16 protein-coding genes are annotated in these 17392 nt (G+C 50.5%); 4 read left to right on the top strand and 12 right to left on the bottom strand.

Annotation, left to right across the window (positions count from 1 at the left end):
• Positions 1-8: 8 nt before the first annotated feature.
• The 12 genes from rsmG to WN56_RS09880 all read right to left on the bottom strand — a co-directional run bounded on the left by rsmG (position 9) and on the right by WN56_RS09880 (position 10935).
• A complete protein-coding gene (gene rsmG, locus WN56_RS09930) occupies positions 9-635 on the bottom strand; it encodes a 16S rRNA (guanine(527)-N(7))-methyltransferase RsmG (protein ID WP_046074854.1) in 627 nt (208 codons plus the stop codon).
• A complete protein-coding gene (gene mnmG / locus WN56_RS09925) occupies positions 636-2525 on the bottom strand; it encodes a tRNA uridine-5-carboxymethylaminomethyl(34) synthesis enzyme MnmG (RefSeq protein WP_046074895.1) in 1890 nt (629 codons plus the stop codon).
• A 393-nt stretch (positions 2526-2918) separates the two neighbouring features.
• On the bottom strand, positions 2919-3371 hold the full coding sequence (gene mioC / locus WN56_RS09920; protein ID WP_046074853.1) for an FMN-binding protein MioC: 453 nt from the start codon (positions 3369-3371) through the stop codon (positions 2919-2921).
• 66 nt (positions 3372-3437) lie between these two features.
• Positions 3438-4538, bottom strand: coding sequence for a GGDEF domain-containing protein (locus tag WN56_RS09915; RefSeq protein WP_052708062.1), 1101 nt, complete (start codon positions 4536-4538; stop codon positions 3438-3440).
• A gap of 150 nt (positions 4539-4688) precedes the next feature.
• On the bottom strand, positions 4689-6053 hold the full coding sequence (mnmE, locus tag WN56_RS09910; protein WP_046074852.1) for a tRNA uridine-5-carboxymethylaminomethyl(34) synthesis GTPase MnmE: 1365 nt from the start codon (positions 6051-6053) through the stop codon (positions 4689-4691).
• A 99-nt stretch (positions 6054-6152) separates the two neighbouring features.
• Entirely contained in the window at positions 6153-7766 is a 1614-nt protein-coding gene (gene yidC / locus WN56_RS09905) for a membrane protein insertase YidC (RefSeq protein WP_046074851.1), read from the bottom strand.
• A 2-nt stretch (positions 7767-7768) separates the two neighbouring features.
• Positions 7769-8029 carry a membrane protein insertion efficiency factor YidD gene (yidD, locus tag WN56_RS16765; RefSeq protein WP_077456636.1) on the bottom strand — a complete coding sequence of 87 codons (261 nt, stop codon included), beginning with the start codon at positions 8027-8029 and terminating at the stop codon, positions 7769-7771.
• Positions 7981-8352, bottom strand: a complete 372-nt coding sequence (rnpA, locus tag WN56_RS09900; RefSeq protein WP_046074850.1) for a ribonuclease P protein component — start codon at positions 8350-8352, stop codon at positions 7981-7983. The genes yidD and rnpA overlap by 49 nt, the downstream gene beginning before the upstream one ends.
• Before the next feature lie 13 nt (positions 8353-8365).
• The gene (gene rpmH, locus WN56_RS09895) at positions 8366-8500 is read right to left on the bottom strand and encodes a 50S ribosomal protein L34 (RefSeq protein WP_025672864.1); all 135 of its coding nucleotides are present in this window, start codon (positions 8498-8500) and stop codon (positions 8366-8368) included.
• Between the two features lie 209 nt (positions 8501-8709).
• Entirely contained in the window at positions 8710-9456 is a 747-nt protein-coding gene (locus WN56_RS09890) for an amino acid ABC transporter ATP-binding protein (protein ID WP_046074849.1), read from the bottom strand.
• A complete protein-coding gene (locus WN56_RS09885; RefSeq protein WP_046074848.1) occupies positions 9453-10124 on the bottom strand; it encodes an amino acid ABC transporter permease in 672 nt (223 codons plus the stop codon). Before WN56_RS09885 ends, WN56_RS09890 begins: the two co-directional genes overlap by 4 nt.
• A 58-nt stretch (positions 10125-10182) precedes the next feature.
• The gene (locus WN56_RS09880) at positions 10183-10935 is read right to left on the bottom strand and encodes an amino acid ABC transporter substrate-binding protein (RefSeq protein ID WP_046074847.1); all 753 of its coding nucleotides are present in this window, start codon (positions 10933-10935) and stop codon (positions 10183-10185) included.
• A 368-nt stretch (positions 10936-11303) separates the two neighbouring features.
• Here WN56_RS09880 and dnaA point away from each other — a divergent pair, with 368 nt between their 5' ends.
• Genes dnaA through gyrB form a run of 4 tightly spaced genes read left to right on the top strand, consistent with a single transcriptional unit; the run spans position 11304 to position 17323 of the window.
• The gene (dnaA, locus tag WN56_RS09875) at positions 11304-12701 is read left to right on the top strand and encodes a chromosomal replication initiator protein DnaA (protein ID WP_046074846.1); all 1398 of its coding nucleotides are present in this window, start codon (positions 11304-11306) and stop codon (positions 12699-12701) included.
• A 2-nt stretch (positions 12702-12703) separates the two neighbouring features.
• Complete coding sequence (dnaN, locus tag WN56_RS09870; RefSeq protein WP_046074845.1) at positions 12704-13804, top strand: DNA polymerase III subunit beta; 1101 nt, start codon at positions 12704-12706, stop codon at positions 13802-13804.
• Between the two features lie 3 nt (positions 13805-13807).
• The gene (gene recF / locus WN56_RS09865; protein WP_046074844.1) at positions 13808-14887 is read left to right on the top strand and encodes a DNA replication/repair protein RecF; all 1080 of its coding nucleotides are present in this window, start codon (positions 13808-13810) and stop codon (positions 14885-14887) included.
• Positions 14888-14905: 18 nt separating this feature from the next.
• Positions 14906-17323 (top strand): DNA topoisomerase (ATP-hydrolyzing) subunit B, encoded by a 2418-nt coding sequence (gene gyrB, locus WN56_RS09860; RefSeq protein ID WP_046074843.1) that lies wholly within the window; start codon positions 14906-14908, stop codon positions 17321-17323.
• Positions 17324-17392: the final 69 nt, after the last annotated feature.

Below are 17392 nucleotides of genomic sequence, written 5' to 3'. Positions count from 1 at the left end.
CTCGACCTCTATTCGTTACTCTTTGCTCTCAAGATTACTAGATGACGCGCCCCTTCCAATCCCGGTACCTTCAAAGCTTTGATATCGGTCACAGAACAAGCAGCAGGCAAGGCATCCAGCTCCTGCTGGTCCACTTGCCCTTTCAGCGCGTAAAATTGTCCCTCAGCATGAGGAAGATGTTGGCACCAGCTCACCATGTCGTTCATGGAAGCAAACGCCCGGCTCAAGACGCCATCAAAGCCATTATCGGGGATAAAGTCCTCGACGCGGCTTTGTACCGGCGTGACATTGTCTATTTCTAGTTCGTGCAACACTTGGCGAATGAAGCGGATCCGTTTCCCTAAACTGTCTAGTAAGGTGAAGTGTTTATCCGGATTCGCAATAGCCAGAGGAATACCTGGTAATCCTGGACCTGTCCCCACATCGATAAAATGATCGCCGTCAAGATGGGGGGAAACAACCAAACTATCAAGAATATGTTTCATCACCATGTCTTCAGGACGACGGACAGATGTCAGGTTGTACGCCTTGTTCCATTTATCCAACAGGCGCACATAGGCAAGGAGCTGAGCCTGTTGTTGTGCAGACAAAAACAGGCCTGCTTTGGCAAGCCCTTGTTGTAGTTGTGATTCCATTTATGCCCCTTTCTTCAACATGCCTTGCTTTTTCAAGTGCACAAGCAAAATGGAGATGGCAGCGGGTGTCACACCAGAAATGCGAGACGCTTTGCCCACGGTTTCCGGGCGTGCATCGGCAAGCTTCCCTTTCACCTCATTGGACAAGCCTTTGATTTGCTCATAATCGAGGTCTGTTGGCAGTGTCGTATGTTCATGACGCTGCGACTTGGCGATTTCATCCTGCTGACGGTCGATGTAACCGGCATATTTCACTTGGATCTCCACTTGCTCACTGGCTTGCGTGTCTTGATGGGCCGGCCCAAAGGTCGGTAACGCCACAATATCTTGATAACGCAGCTCGGGACGACGCAGCAAATCTTCGCCATTGGCTTCACGTGCTAAGGGGGTTTTCAGCATGGCGTTAAGCGCAGTAACATCGTCCGAATGTGGATGGATCCAAGTCCCACGCAGGCGCTGACGCTCTTGCTCCATGTTTTCCATTTTCTGATTAAAACGCGCCCAGCGAGCATCGTCGACCAAACCAAGCTCGCGCCCTTTTTCGGTTAAGCGCATATCAGCATTGTCTTCGCGCAATAGTAATCGATACTCGGCACGAGAGGTAAACATGCGGTAAGGCTCTTGGGTGCCCATGGTGGAGAGATCGTCGATCAACACGCCCATATAGGCTTGATCGCGACGTGGGCTCCAGCCTTCTTTGCCTTGAGCTTGTAATGCCGCGTTACACCCAGCGAGCAAACCTTGCGCCCCGGCTTCTTCATAACCGGTGGTACCGTTAATTTGTCCCGCAAAAAATAACCCGTCGATAAATTTGGTTTCTAGCGTTTGTTTGAGATCGCGAGGATCAAAGAAATCATACTCGATCGCATAGCCAGGGCGGATCACTTTGGCGTTTTCAAACCCTTTGATCGACTGGATAATGCCCATTTGCACATCAAACGGCAAGCTGGTGGAGATGCCATTCGGATACAACTCATTGCTGGTCAATCCTTCTGGTTCCACAAAGATTTGATGTTTGTCTTTGTCGGCAAACCGCATCACCTTGTCTTCAATCGACGGACAATAACGCGGCCCAATACCTTCAATCACGCCAGAATACATCGGACTACGAGAAAGGTTTTCGCGGATGACGTCGTGCGTTCTTTCATTGGTGTAGGTGATATAGCACGGGATTTGTTGCGGATGCTGCTGGACATTTCCCATGAATGAAAATACCGGGCAAGGGGTATCACCATGTTGGGTTTGCATCACTGAAAAATCGACCGAGCGTGCGTCAATGCGCGGAGGTGTGCCGGTTTTCAGTCGATCAACGCGAAACGGTAATGCACGTAAGCGATCCGCAAGTTTGTTTGACGGCGGATCACCGGCACGTCCACCGGCGTAATTATCCATACCGATATGGATTTTCCCACCCAAAAAGGTTCCGACCGTTAGCACAACCGTGGTCGCGCTGAACTTCAGCCCCATTTCTGTTTCTACGCCTGTAACACGATCCTGCTCGACGATCAGGTCGACCACCGCTTGTTGAAACAAAGAAAGGTTTGGCGTGTTCTCCAAGGTATGACGGATCGCCGCTTTGTAAAGTGCGCGATCAGCTTGAGCTCGTGTCGCGCGTACCGCCGGTCCTTTAGATGCATTCAGCGTTCTAAATTGGATCCCGCCTTTGTCGGTGGCTTGCGCCATGGCACCACCCAGGGCATCAATTTCTTTTACCAGGTGTCCTTTCCCGATCCCACCAATCGCGGGGTTACACGACATCTGTCCCAAGGTGTCGATATTATGGGTCAACAACAGTGTTCTTTGATTCATCCGGGCAGCAGCCAGTGCCGCTTCGGTACCAGCATGGCCACCACCCACAACGATGACGTCAAAGTGATCCTGGTAAAACATGATTAAAGCCTCAACCTGGTTAAGTGTTTGCGCATGAACTAAGCAAAAGGGGCGACATTCTAGCGCTTTTTCTGCCAACAGGGAACCAAACCTTGATCCGGATCGTTAGAGCGCATTGGCTTTATATATATAAGATCTTTATATAGATCCTTTGTTAGATCTACTATTAGGGAAAGGGATCTTAGTGGATAACTAAAAAAAGATCATAGAGATCAAGGATCTTGAAACGATCACTTTCTGTGGGTGGCCTTGGATCCGATCCTGTATCACCTGGGATCAAAATGGGTAGTTATCCACATAGGGGGCAGGGGGTGAAAAGTATTAAATGGATAACTAAAGGAAGATCACTGGGTTATTCCTTAGTTATCCACAGTTAGGTTGGTTGTTTTTTGTTCACTTGAGCGCGTGAAGTTGTGGTTCCCAGTCTGTTAACCAGCGTTCGGCTTCATCTTCTGGGACCGGATGCGCTTGAATATCGATATCAATGCGCTCACCGACTTTGATTGCGCCCAAGTCTTGTAATAACGCATCTGCTTTCATGCCTGCTTCGCAAAACGTGTCGTAGCTCGAGTCCCCAATCCCGACCACGCCATAGTGAACGTCGCGTAGCATCGGGCGCTCGGTGATCAGTTGTTCCATTAAGGGAGCGATGCTGTCTGGAAAGTCCCCTGCGCCATGGGTTGACGTGACGATCAATAGGGTAGAGGCACCGAGCACATCATCAATGAGCCCCTCGTTGACCACTTGAGGGTGATGGCCTTTTGCTTGCAAGAGATCTGCGAGATGATCGCCGACATACTCAGCGCCACCTAGGGTACTGCCGGTAATAATAGTGATAGTTGCCATGCTTTCCTCATCGTTAAGGTATTCATCCCTAGTATTTCGACCTTACCTCAAGGAGTCAATCTCCGCTTAAACCGCTTGGCTAGCCGTCATCTGGCTAAGTTGACAGACACATTGGTTGCCGCCCGCTTGTTTCGCCTCCGTCATGGCTTGGCAGGCTTGGTCAATTAACTCGATCGCTTGACCGTTTCCGGAAAAGTGCTGAACGATGCCTATCGAGGCGGTGAATGCATGGGCGCCGCCATGAAAGGTAAAGGGGGTCTCTGCGATGGCGTGATAACATTTAACCGCCCATTTTGGGGCATCGGCGCAATCATTTTCTTTGAGCATGACTAAAAACTGATCGGCGTGAGTGCGGCTAAGTAGGGCATCGCGTGGTAGATGACGATGAAGTAAGCCGGCTAGGAACTGTAAGCTTTGATCACCAATAGAGTGGCCATGTTGCGTATTAAAATGCTGAAAATGATCAATATTAATGCAAAGGATTGCGATCGGCTTGTCGGTCGATGATTGGCACTCCGTGCTCAGTCGGCGATAAAACTGGGTTGCATTCCATGTTTGCGCTAGGGGCTCGCGCTGAATGTACTGCCGTGCCTGCCGGTTGAGGGTGTAGAGATCATGGAGATAGAAGTCCATTAAAATCACTGATAAGGCAATAAATATCAGGACAACGCTAAGGTAAATGGTTTTGCTGTTTAGGGTGGAAAGGTTTACCAAGGGGTCGGGTGTGGGTAATACCTGGATGGAAAACATTAAGCCGATGGCTGTCAGTGATAGCCCGTAACGCGCCAGACGCTCATTGGGGTCAAACAGCAATAAGACGATAGTGGGCGAGACCAGTAACAAGAGTTCGTTCTGGCTTTGTGCCGCAAACACCCAGTAAGACATGATGAACTGCTGGGCAAAAAACATGAAAAAAAGGTAGTACCGAGCGATATACCAGCGTCCTGACCACATCAACAGCCAGGTTGCCGCGTACAAAAAGGCGTAACTGACGTTGTGCCAAGCCGCGATCGGGGTTTGGAAAGCAAGCCAGTACATGGTGGAGAAAATGATCGTGCCAACCACGCAGATCACCGTGAGTAGATTGGTCATGCGGATCTGATGCCGCATCAGTTGATTATGTTCACTCAGGCCTATTGATAAGATCGGGTTAAAACTTGCCAGCATAGTACCTCCATCCACACCTCGTTAAAGCGTAGCTGATCATGGTGAAAACTACGTGGATAACTTACGATCGAATAACAAGGATAAAGGGGATCAGGCGAGGTATTACAAGGGATCCTTAGTAGAAGGATCCCGTGATCAGGTTGGGGATAATTACTTCCCGATGCAGAATGAAGAGAAAATTTTCCCCAGCAAATCATCGGCACTGAACTCACCGGTGATGGTATTGAGGTGTTGCTGAGTGAGGCGTAATTCTTCTGCTAAAATCTCGCCGGCCATATAACCTTCTAGTTGCGCCTGACCGATGTCCAAGTGATGTGCGGCATTAGCAAGCGCGTCGAGGTGACGGCGACGCGCCATAAATCCGCCTTCACTGCCGCCGGCGTAGCCCATACAGGCTTTGAGGTGCTGACGTAATGCGTCCATGCCTTCGCCCGTTTTGGCACTTAAGCGGATGAGTGCGGGATCATGGTTACTATCGTGTCCCATTGGCTCGCCGGTCATATCGACTTTGTTGCGGATCACTGTCATGCCCATCGCTTTAGGTAAACGTGAAACAAAGTCTGGCCAAATTTCCGCAGGATGAGTGGCGTCGGTAGTGGTGCCATCGACCATAAATAAAACGCGATCGGCTTGCTCAATTTCATCCCATGCCCGCTCGACACCAATACGTTCGACCTCATCAGCGGTATCGCGTAGCCCTGCCGTATCAATAATGTGTAAAGGCATACCGTCAATATGAATGTGCTCACGCAAGACATCTCGAGTCGTACCGGCGATATCCGTGACAATCGCGCTATCTTTCCCTGATAAGGCGTTTAATAAGCTTGATTTTCCGGCGTTGGGGCGGCCTGCGATCACCACTTTCATTCCCTCACGCATAATCGCCCCTTGGTTGGCTTCTTTGCGCAGTGTGGCGAGGTGCTCGATAATCTGCGTGAGATCGCTGGCGACTTTGCCATCAGAGAGAAAGTCGATTTCTTCATCGGGAAAGTCAATTGCGGCTTCAACGTAAATACGCAGGTGAATCACTTTTTCCACCAGCGCATTCACCTGACTAGAGAAGGCGCCTTGCAGCGATTGCAAGGCCGAGCGGGCGGCCTGCTCGGAGCTGGCATCAATCAAGTCGGCAATGGCTTCAGCTTGGGCTAAATCCAGTTTGTCGTTTAAAAACGCGCGTTCGGAGAACTCTCCGGGTCGTGCGGCACGCACCCCAGAAAAGGCACTGATGCGCTGAATAAGCATGTCCATGATCACTGGGCCACCATGGCCTTGCAGTTCAAGCACATCCTCGCCTGTGAACGAATGAGGGCCTTTAAAGAATAAAGCAATGCCCTGATCGATAGGTTGACCCTCTTGGTCGAGAAAGGGCAAATAATCTGCACGACGAGGCGCCAGATCACGTCCCGTCATTTTTGTACCAATCTCATGGGCGAGCGGGCCAGACACGCGGACAATCCCTACGCCGCCGCGGCCAGTTGCAGTGGCTTGTGCCACGATAGTGTCGGTTTGAGCCATAGTGCACACTCTTTATTTGAATTACAGGCCTTTAGGCCATAAACGACAAAAAAGGCGACCACCGGGTCGCCTTTTTATTATTACGTGACGCGGCCTGAGTTACGAGCGTGAATGCAGGCCTTTTTTCTCCAACGACTTGTAAATCAGTGTCTGTTGGATAAGCGTGACCACGTTCGATACCAGCCAGTATAGAACCAGACCGGATGGGAAGAACAAGAAGAAGAACGTAAAGACCACAGGCATAAAGGTCATGATCTTCTGCTGCATCGGATCGGTGACCGTGGTGGGGCTCATCTTCTGAATCAAGAACATGGATGCACCCATCAACAGCGGCAGCACATAGTATGGGTCTTGTGCCGACAAGTCTTGAATCCAGCCAAAGAATGGCGCATGGCGCAATTCTACCGACTCCATCAGTGCCCAGTACAAGGCAATAAAGATCGGCATTTGCAGAACCAATGGCAGACAGCCGCCAAGCGGATTGACCTTCTCACGCTTATAGAGCTCCATCATCTCTTGGCTCATGCGTTGACGATCGTCACCGATACGCTCTTTCATTTCTTGCAGTTTAGGCTGCAGCATGCGCATTTTCGCCATCGAGGTGTACTGCGCTTTAGTGAGCGGGTACATGGCGCCACGCACGATGAAGGTTAGCATGATGATGGCCAGACCCCAGTTCCCCACAAAGGTTTGAATGGTGGAGAGCAACCAGTGCAGCGGTTTAGCGATAAACCATAGCCAGCCGTAGTCGACCACCAAATCCAGGCTTGGTGCCACCGCGGCCATTTGTTCTTGCAGTTTCGGACCGACCCATAAGGTTGCTGTCAGCGTCTTGCTGGTGCCAGCGGCAATGGTATCGCGGGTCTTGGTTTGGATATAACCGTATTGAGCCGTGGTACGGGTGCTCAGCACATTATTGTCCGCCCGTGGGATCCACGCGGTAGCAAAGTAGTGCTGGATCATCGCGGCCCAACCTTGGTCAAACGTCACGTTCAGGTTTTTGCTTTGCATATCATCAAAGCTGTACTTTTCGTAACGCTTGTCGTCGGTGGAGTAGGCGCCACCGCGATAAGTCGGCATGGTCAAACTGCCGCCATCGTCCAGCAAGTTTTGCTTAAGCTGGGTGTACATAGTGACACTGGCGTTGTTGTCGGTTTGGTTGTTGATAGTGTGTTCAACATCTACCGCATAGCTACCACGCTCAAACACGAAGGTTTTGGTGTAGGTAATGCCATCTTTCTCAACCGTCATTGGCACCCGTAGGGTGTCTTGATCGTCCGAGAGCGAGAAGTTGTTTTGCGTCACCTGGTATTGTGCGCGTCCCTCTGCCGTATCGATGCCGTTGGCACCAATTAAGCCGCTTTGTGCCACAAAGGTATGATCAGGTTTGCTGTGCAACAGCGTGAAGGCGTTGTCAGAATCCAGCTCCGCATCATATTGCGGGAGCTCGGCATGGACAACATCACCGCCTTGCGTATCAATTTTCAGTGTTAAAACGTCAGTGTTGATGGTGACAAGCTTGTCAGAGACAGGCTGTGCATCAAGAGACGTGGTATCACCGTCATTGCTGCTTGGCACGTCACTGTGAGTGGTTTGCTGCTGCTCAACGCCCTGTCCCTGCGGTTGCGGGGAGTCTGGTTTGTTCCATTCCATGTAAAGCATGAAAGAAACGAACAATAGGGCAATCAACAGGATATTGCGTTGGGAATCCATTGTTAATTGTCTCTGTTATGGTGGTCGCAAGGCGGCACAGGATCGTAACCGCCATCATTCAAAGGGTGGCATTTTAATAGACGTTTGCCTGCCAACCAACACCCTTTTATCACACCATGGGATTGAATCGCCATGATGGCGTAGTGAGAGCAGGTTGGTGTAAACCGGCATCGTGGTCCAATAAGTGGACTTATAACCAGTTGGTATCCCCGAATCAGCGCGATGAGCGCTTTTTGCGCGGCGGTCGCGACAAACGTTGCCATAACTTGTCCAATTCGTCTCGCAGCGCTTGATTGCTTAGGTTGTTAGCACTTTTTTTCGCGATCACCACAAAGTCTTTCGCCGGCAGTTGATGTTGACGTAAACGAAAGCTTTCGCGGACCACACGTTTAAAGCGGTTGCGATCAACAGCAAGTTTGATTTGCTTTTTCGGTACAGCTTGACCGAGACGTGGATGGCCGAGTGGGTTGTTTCTGGCGAGTATAGTTAAGTGCGGCGAACCGGCGCGATGCGGTTGCTGGAAGACGGCACTGAAATGTTCGGGAGTTAGCAGACGTAACTCCCGAGGATAAGCGAGCTTATTCACAAATCACTGCGGATTATTTAGAAAGCTGCTTGCGGCCTTTCGCACGGCGAGCGGCAATGACCTTACGGCCGTTCTTAGTCGCCATGCGCGCACGGAAACCGTGAGTGCGCTTACGCTTTAGAACTGAAGGTTGAAAAGTGCGTTTCATGGTTTCTACCTTTATTACTGATCAGTGTTAGGTTTGTTAACCCGACGTGGGAGGGTAGCACTAGGCTTGACTCCGACGCCTCTCAACAAAGAGGGCGGATTGTAGCCATTGACTAACGATTAGTCAATCACTAACCGACGCCACTCCGGGCGGTGAATTATAAGCACTTGGGCACAGATCGCAAGGATCGATCCCCAAGCGATCGTTGACTAGGGGATGATCCCGACTTGATTCAAAAACTTATGCAAACGGGGATCGTCGCATTGGTTAAATAACCAATCCGGTGTCCCTTGGGCAATAATATGGCCGTCGTTCATAAATACCACCCGATCCGCCACATCGCGAGCGAACTGCATTTCATGGGTGACCACCAGCATGGTTTGGTGGCGAGTGGCGAGCTTTTTCATCAACGCCAACACTTCGCCAACCCACTCTGGATCGAGGGCTGATGTGGGCTCATCAAACAGCAGCAGCTCAGCCTCCAGCGCCATCGCCCGGCCGATGCCAACCCGTTGCTGTTGTCCACCCGATAAAGAGGCCGGGTAATGATCCCCTTTATCGCCAAGCCCAATATCATCGAGAATTTGCTGGGCACGCTCACGGGCTTTGTCTTTCGCCCATCCTTTAACGGTGCGCAGCCCTTCGGCAATGTTGTCACGGGCATTGAGGTGAGCAAATAACGCATAATTTTGGAAAACAAAGCCAGTTTGACGCCGCAACGCCAGAATATCCTGCTTACGGGTGGCCATATTGCCGCTATCAACGCGTTGCTCCCCGATTTCGATGATCCCTTGCTCGGCACGCTCGAGAAAATTAATGCAACGCAATAAGGTCGATTTACCGGTGCCGCTAGGACCAATAATGCAAACTATTTCGCCTCGGTCGATAGTGAGGTCGATGCCGTCGAGCACCGCAACGCCTTGATAGATTTTTTTTAGCTTTTCTATCTTTATCATCGTTGATACGCCTTATTAAGGTGTGCCTCTGCCCAATACTGAACACGCGTTAATGCCACAACCACGGCCCAATAGATGAGTGCCACCGCTAAGTAAGCTTCAAAGAACTTGAAGCTGGATGACGCTTCCATTTGCGCTTGTGCCATGATTTCCGCGACCCCGAGCGTAAAGGCGAGTGACGTGGCTTTAATCATATCAATGAAGTAGTTCATCAACGATGGCAGGGCAATACGCACCGCTTGCGGCAAGATGATGCGTTGCATCGCTTGGCGGGTGGTCATGCCCACCGCCAGACTGGCTTCCATCTGGCTGCGATCCACCCCGGTAATGGCGGCGCGGATTGACTCGGCCATATACGCAGAAAAATGCAGACTAATTCCGATCACTGCGGCGGTAAAGGCTTCCATTCCTACTAAGGCGGGGATGACCTGAGGGAGACCGTAATAAAGTAGAAACAGTTGCACCAATAGCGGGGTGCCACGGAAGAAGCTAATAAAGATCTGTGCAATACCATTGAGCCCAGGGATGCGAAACACGCGAATCAAGGCTATCGCCACTGCCAAGGCGAGGGCGAAGATGAGGCCCAGTACAGCCATCTCCATGGTGATCCCCAAATAACGCAGCAGCAGGGGAAACAAGGAGGCCATGTAATCAAAATCGAACGCCATGATTGACCTTTAAACAAAAAAGCCCGCCTGCGCGGGCTTATTAAATGAAAGTAAACACTTACTTTTTAGTGATATCGCCACCGAACCATTTGGTTGAGATATCCGCCAAGGTGCCGTCCTCACGCATCGCGTTTAGCGCAGCATTGACTTCATCACGTAAGCGTTGACCACGCTCTGAGTCGACAAACGGCCATGCATTAGCAATGGTTTCAAAAGGTTGTCCAGCTAATTGTAGGGGCAGACCTGACTCTTTGATCAATTGTAGCGCGGAGAGGCGATCCATAATAAAGGCATCAGCACGACCCAAGGCCACATCGTGTTCAATCCCGGTTTCGTAGGTTTTGATGTTGATGTCATCAGCGGCTGGGTGTTCACGCAGCAGTTGTTCAAAGTTCGAGCCTAAGTTAACGGCCACGGTTTTGCCCTTCAGATCGGCGACCGAGTTAATGGCATCATTGCCTTTACGAACCGTGATTTGTGCGCCGTCCACCACATACGGGTCAGTGAATAGATATTTCGCTTGGCGCTCATCGGTGATGGTGATTTGGTTTGAAATGGTGTCGATACGGCCGGTTTGTAACAGACCAAACAGTCCTGAGAAGTTAGCGGTGACATACTCCACATCGTAGTCGTTGCGCTCGCCAATCTCATCCCACAAATCGACTTCGAAACCTTGTAGCTGGTCTTGTTTAACAAACGTAAACGGAAAGTAGCGGCCAGACATGCCCACTTTTACTGTTTCAGAAGCAAAGGCGGGGGCAGTGAGAATCATGCTCACGCTGAGCAGGGCGTTGATGAACCATTTAGTCATGAAAAGCTCCGTAGTAACCACATCGATATTGATAAGGTGCGTAATATAGAGGGTGGCAGTGGCAGGCGAGAAATACCTTCTTGTTATGAGTAATAACTTATTCACCGAAGTTGTCGTGTAATTCCTGGGATAAACCCCACATTGATCAAAATTATGCACAAGGAAAGAACAGGATCATTGGCCAATCTGATCCTATTCTTGTGAGTAAAACATGGGTTTGCTGTGGCGATCTCACGTATTTCTGTGGGATCTATGTGAATAACTCGGATCTTATTCACTGATTTCGGGATCTTGTGGGTAGCGATCTGGGCGCGACAGGAGTACCATTGTGGCCTTTCTCTTTTCGGTACAACTGCGTGGAGTCAAACGTGTCATCATCGCTTTGGTTGCAGTGTCTTGAACGTCTTCAAGATGATTTACCTGCGACAGAATTCAGTATGTGGGTACGGCCACTTCAAGCCGAGCTCAATGACAATACGTTGACCCTCTTTGCCCCAAACCGTTTTGTGCTTGATTGGGTGCGAGATAAGTATCTGCATCAAATTAATCAATTACTGAACGAGTTTTGTGGTGTCGACGTACCCATGCTGCGCTTTGAGGTGGGGAGCAAACCGGTTGCCGCAACGCCACAAGCTGCCCCTGCCGGGCCTGCTGCTGCGCCCGCTCCGCAACAAGCGGCGCCAGCGCCGCCGCAAGGACGAGTGTGGGAGCCTGCTCCCTCACCGGTGCAATCGGATGTTAATCATCGCTCCAACGTCAACCCCAAACACAAGTTCAATAACTTTGTTGAGGGTAAATCGAACCAGTTAGCCTTGGCAGCCGCGCGTCAGGTGTCGGATAACCCGGGGGCGGCCTATAATCCCCTTTTTCTTTATGGCGGAACGGGCTTAGGTAAAACGCACTTGTTGCATGCGGTGGGTAATGCCATTTCTGATCGCAAAGCGGATGCGCGCGTGGTGTACATGCACTCAGAGCGCTTTGTGCAAGATATGGTGAAAGCGCTGCAAAATAATGCTATCGAAGAGTTTAAGCGTTATTACCGCAGTGTCGATGCGCTATTGATTGATGATATCCAATTCTTTGCCAACAAAGAGCGCTCGCAAGAAGAATTCTTCCATACCTTTAATGCGTTGCTTGAGGGTAACCAGCAAATCATTCTCACCTCCGACCGCTATCCCAAAGAGATCAACGGGGTCGAGGACCGCTTAAAATCGCGGTTTGGCTGGGGGCTGACCGTCGCGATTGAGCCGCCAGAGCTGGAAACCCGGGTGGCGATTTTAATGAAAAAAGCGGAAGACCATGCCATTCGTTTGCCTGATGAAGTGGCCTTTTTTATCGCGAAAAGACTGCGTTCTAACGTGCGTGAACTTGAAGGGGCGCTTAACCGCGTGATCGCCAATGCCAACTTTACAGGCCGTGCGATCACCATCGATTTCGTCCGAGAAGCGTTGCGGGATTTGCTCGCCTTGCAAGAAAAGTTGGTCACCATTGATAATATCCAGAAAACCGTGGCTGAATATTATAAAATCAAGATGGCAGACTTGTTGTCTAAGCGTCGGTCTCGCTCAGTGGCGCGACCCCGCCAGATGGCGATGGCGCTAGCAAAAGAGCTGACCAACCACAGCTTACCGGAAATTGGTGATGCATTTGGCGGTCGTGACCATACCACCGTATTGCATGCTTGTCGTAAGATTGAGCAGCTGCGTGAAGAAAGTCACGATATTAAAGAAGACTACTCTAACCTGATTCGAACGTTGTCGTCCTAATTATGAAATTTACTCTTACGCGTGAGCAATTACTTCAACCGCTTCAGCAAGTTTCTGGGGCACTTGGCGGGCGTAGTACCTTGCCGATTTTAAGTAACCTATTGATTGAAGTGGCGGAGCAGCAACTCAAGCTGACGGCGACCGATATGGAGGTCGAGCTCAATGCCACCGCACCGCTGGACGGTGAGTATCTTGATGGGGCGATCACTGTGCCTTCGCGTAAGTTTATGGATATCATCAAAGGCTTACATAGCGAAGCTCGTATCACTGTGGCGCAAGAAGGTGACCGCGTGGTGGTGCGAGCGGGACGAAGCCGCTTTACATTATCGACCTTACCGGCTTCAGATTATCCCAACATCGAAGACTGGCATGCCGAAGTGAGCTTACAAGTACCGCAAAGCAAGCTGGGTCATCTGATTGACGCCACGCAGTTTTCGATGGCGAACCAAGATGTACGCTATTATCTCAATGGACTCTTATTCGAAACCGATGGGCATACGCTGCGCACCGTTGGGACGGACGGCCACCGGATGGCGGTGTGTCATTTATCCATGGAAGAGGCGTTGCCCGCACAACAAGTGATTGTGCCACGTAAAGGCGTCAGTGAGTTGGCGCGTTTGCTCGATGATAGCGAGCACCCGGTGAATATCCAAATTGGCGCGTCTAATATTCGTGCGGTGGTGGGCAATGTGACCTTTACCTCTAAATTGGTTGATGGACGCTTTCCTGATTATCGGCGTGTGTTGCCACAATCCACTTCCCGAACGCTTGAGGTCGACTGTGCTGAGCTCAAGCAAGCATTGTCATTAGCCGCGGTATTATCGAACGAGAAATTTCGCGGCGTGCGAATGAATATTGAAGGTAGCGAGCTGCGTATCTCCGCCAACAACCCTGAGCAAGAAGAAGCGGAAGAGTTTTTGGAAGTCGACTATCAAGGTGAGCCAATCGAAATCGGTTTTAATGTCAGTTACGTGCTCGATGTGCTCAATGTTTTACGTTGTGACAAGGTGCGTTTTTCGATGACAGACGCGGTGGGCAGTACCTTGATTGAGGACTGCGATCGCGAAGACGCCATGTATGTTGTGATGCCAATTCGCCTCTAGGTTATGGCGCTATCACGACTGGTCGTCCACGACTTTCGAAATATTGAAGCCTGCGATATTGAGTTGTCGTCAGGCTTTAACTTTTTAATTGGCCCCAATGGCAGTGGTAAAACCAGTGTATTGGAAGCCATCCACTTTCTCGGTCATGGGCGCTCCTTTCGCAGCGCGCTTAACAGCCGAGTGATTCGTCATCAGCAACCCAATCTTACAGTACATGGTCGAGTAAAAACGCAAGATGGGATCTTGCTTCCGGTCGGCATTCAAAAGCGCCGAGACGGCAGTGCAGATGTTAAAATCGGTCAAGAAAAAGGGCAAAAGCTGGTGGCCCTGGCCAAAGTGCTGCCATTGCAATTGATCACCCCTGAAGGTTTTGAGTTATTAACCGATGGGCCCAAGTTTCGTCGTGCGTTTATCGATTGGGGGGTGTTTCATTCTGAGCCAGGTTTTTTTGAAGCTTGGACACGAGTGAAGCGCCTAACGAAGCAACGCAACGCCGCGTTGAAAACAGCGCGCCACTATGGCGATATCCAAGTATGGGATACGGAACTAGCACGCCTTGCCGAACAAATCAGCGCATGGCGTCAGGCTTACGTTGATGCGGTTGCCGCGCGAGCGACCGCATTATGCCAAGCATTTCTTCCCGAGTTTTCCATCCAGTTTCGTTTTTACCAAGGATGGGAGCGAGGCGCAGACTATCAGGCATTGTTGGCGGCGAACTTTGAGCGCGACCAGCAAATGGGATACACGGTATCAGGGCCGCATAAAGCCGATTTGCGCATCAAGGTGGCAGGTACGCCAGTCGATGATGTGCTATCGCGCGGACAGTTAAAATTAATGGTATGTGCACTTCGGCTTGCACAAGGCCAGTTGTATAGCGAGGAGCAAGGTATCGCTTGTATCTACTTAATCGATGACTTTGCCTCCGAATTAGACAGTCGCCGGCGAGCACTATTGGCCAGTGAGTTGACCCGCATTGGGGCTCAGGTTTTTGTTAGCGCCATTAGTGCCGATCAAGTCGCGGAAATTTGCGACGAAAATAGTAAGATGTTTCATGTGGAACATGGCAAAATTAACGCAGGATAAATAAGCGAGAGTAACTCAATGTCCAACGAATACGATTCATCGAGTATCAAGGTACTGAAGGGCTTGGATGCCGTGCGTAAGCGTCCGGGAATGTATATCGGCGATACCGACGACGGTACCGGCCTACACCACATGGTGTTTGAGGTGGTCGATAACTCGATCGATGAAGCACTGGCCGGACATTGTAATGATATCGTGGCGACAATCCACGAAGATGGCTCGGTATCAGTGCGTGATGATGGCCGTGGCATCCCTGTAGATATTCATGAAGAAGAAGGCGTCTCAGCCGCGCAAGTTATCATGACCGTCCTCCACGCCGGCGGTAAATTTGATGATAACTCCTATAAAGTCTCCGGTGGTCTCCACGGTGTTGGGGTCTCTGTGGTTAACGCCTTGTCAGAGAAATTGGAACTGACCATTTGGCGTAATGGTCATGTTCACCAGCTTAACTTTGCCCACGGCGAGCCTCTAGGGCCGCTGGCTGAAATGGGTGAGACCGACCAAACGGGTACCCGTATTCGTTTTTGGCCAAGCGAAGAGACGTTCTCTGATATCAACTTTAATTATGACGTGCTTGCCAAGCGCTTGCGTGAGTTGTCTTTTCTTAATTCGGGTGTCTCCATCAAGCTGATTGACGAGCGCGAAGAAGACAAAGCGGATCACTTTAAATACGAAGGCGGTATCCGCGCGTTTGTTGAACACCTCAACAATAAGAAAACCTCCATCCACCCATCAGTCTTCCACTTTGAACATACCCGTGAAGACGGAGTGAGCGTTGAAGTGGCGATGCAGTGGAACGATGGCTATCAAGAAAATATCTATTGCTTTACCAACAATATTCCCCAGCGCGATGGTGGTACTCACCTTGCGGGTTTCCGCGCGGCATTGACACGTACGCTCAACAGCTTTATGGACAAAGAAGGCTACTCCAAAAAAGCCAAAGCGGCGACATCTGGCGATGATGCCCGAGAAGGCTTGACCGCAGTGGTTTCAGTGAAAGTACCCGATCCTAAGTTCTCAAGCCAGACCAAAGACAAGCTGGTGTCATCGGAAGTGAAATCGGCGGTTGAGTCCGCCATGAGCAGCCACTTATCAGACTTTCTTATTGAGCACCCTGCCGATGCGAAAGTAGTGTGTACCAAGATCATTGACGCTGCCCGTGCGCGTGATGCGGCACGTAAAGCACGTGAAATGACTCGCCGTAAAGGCGCGTTGGATTTAGCTGGTCTTCCCGGCAAGCTTGCTGATTGCCAGGAAAAAGATCCAGCGCTTTCTGAGCTCTACATTGTGGAGGGTGACTCGGCAGGTGGGTCAGCCAAGCAAGGGCGTAATCGTAAGAACCAGGCCATCTTGCCTTTGAAAGGTAAGATCCTCAACGTAGAAAAAGCCCGCTTCGATAAAATGCTATCGTCACAAGAGGTGGCAACGTTGATCACGGCGATGGGATGCGGCATTGGCCGAGAAGAGTACGATCCGGATAAGCTGCGTTATCACAGCATCATTATCATGACCGATGCGGACGTCGACGGTTCACACATTCGTACCTTGCTATTGACCTTCTTCTATCGCCAAATGCCAGAGTTGATTGAACGGGGCTACATCTATATTGCTCAACCGCCACTTTATAAAGTGAAAAAGGGCAAGCAAGAGCAATACATCAAAGATGATGAGGCGATGGAGCAGTATCAGGTGGCATTGGCATTGGAGAACGCGTCATTGTTCGTGAACCCAGATGCGCCAGCGATGCACGGCGAATCACTCGAGAAATTGGTGAAAGAGTACAACGGTGTGCTCAAGCTGATTCAGCGCATGAAGCGTCGCTATCCCGCGGCGCTGCTTAATGAGTTACTTTACCAACCTCGCTTGTCAGTCGACGACCTACGGGACGAATGGGCGGCGAAGCAATGGGTAGAGAACATTGTTGGGATCTTGAATCGCAAATCAACGGGTGAAAGCCAGTACCAGGCATCATGTCGACTCGATGAAGAGCATCAAGTATGGGTGCCTGAGCTGGTGGTGCGGACGCACGGTGTTGATTACAAGTACTTGGTGAGTTATGACTTCCTGAACTCGAAAGAGTACGGCCGAATCGCTAGCTTGTCAGAAACCTTGAATGATCTCTTGGATGAAGGGGCGTATGTTAAGCGCGGTGAACGTACGCAATCGGTAGAGAGCTTTGAGCAAACACTCAACTGGTTAATCAAAGAGTCAACCCGTGGTGTGTCTCGTCAGCGCTATAAAGGTTTGGGAGAGATGAACCCAGAGCAGCTTTGGGAAACCACTATGGATCCTGAAGGTCGCCGCATGATGCAGGTGACGATTCAGGATGCGGTTGCCGCGGATGAGTTGTTTACCACCTTGATGGGTGATCAAGTTGAGCCACGTCGTGCGTTTATCGAAAATAATGCGCTCAAAGTAGAAAACCTCGATGTATAACTGATAAATCAACTATTTATCAACAGTTAAGGCCAGCATTGCTGGCCTTTTTCATATCTCTTTGCGAGA

The sequence above is a fragment of the Salinivibrio sp. KP-1 genome (genome assembly GCF_000968645.1).
GTDB lineage: Bacteria > Pseudomonadota > Gammaproteobacteria > Enterobacterales > Vibrionaceae > Salinivibrio > Salinivibrio siamensis.
The sequence above is the reverse complement of the archived record's forward strand: the minus strand, read 5'-3'. Positions and strand labels throughout refer to the sequence as shown.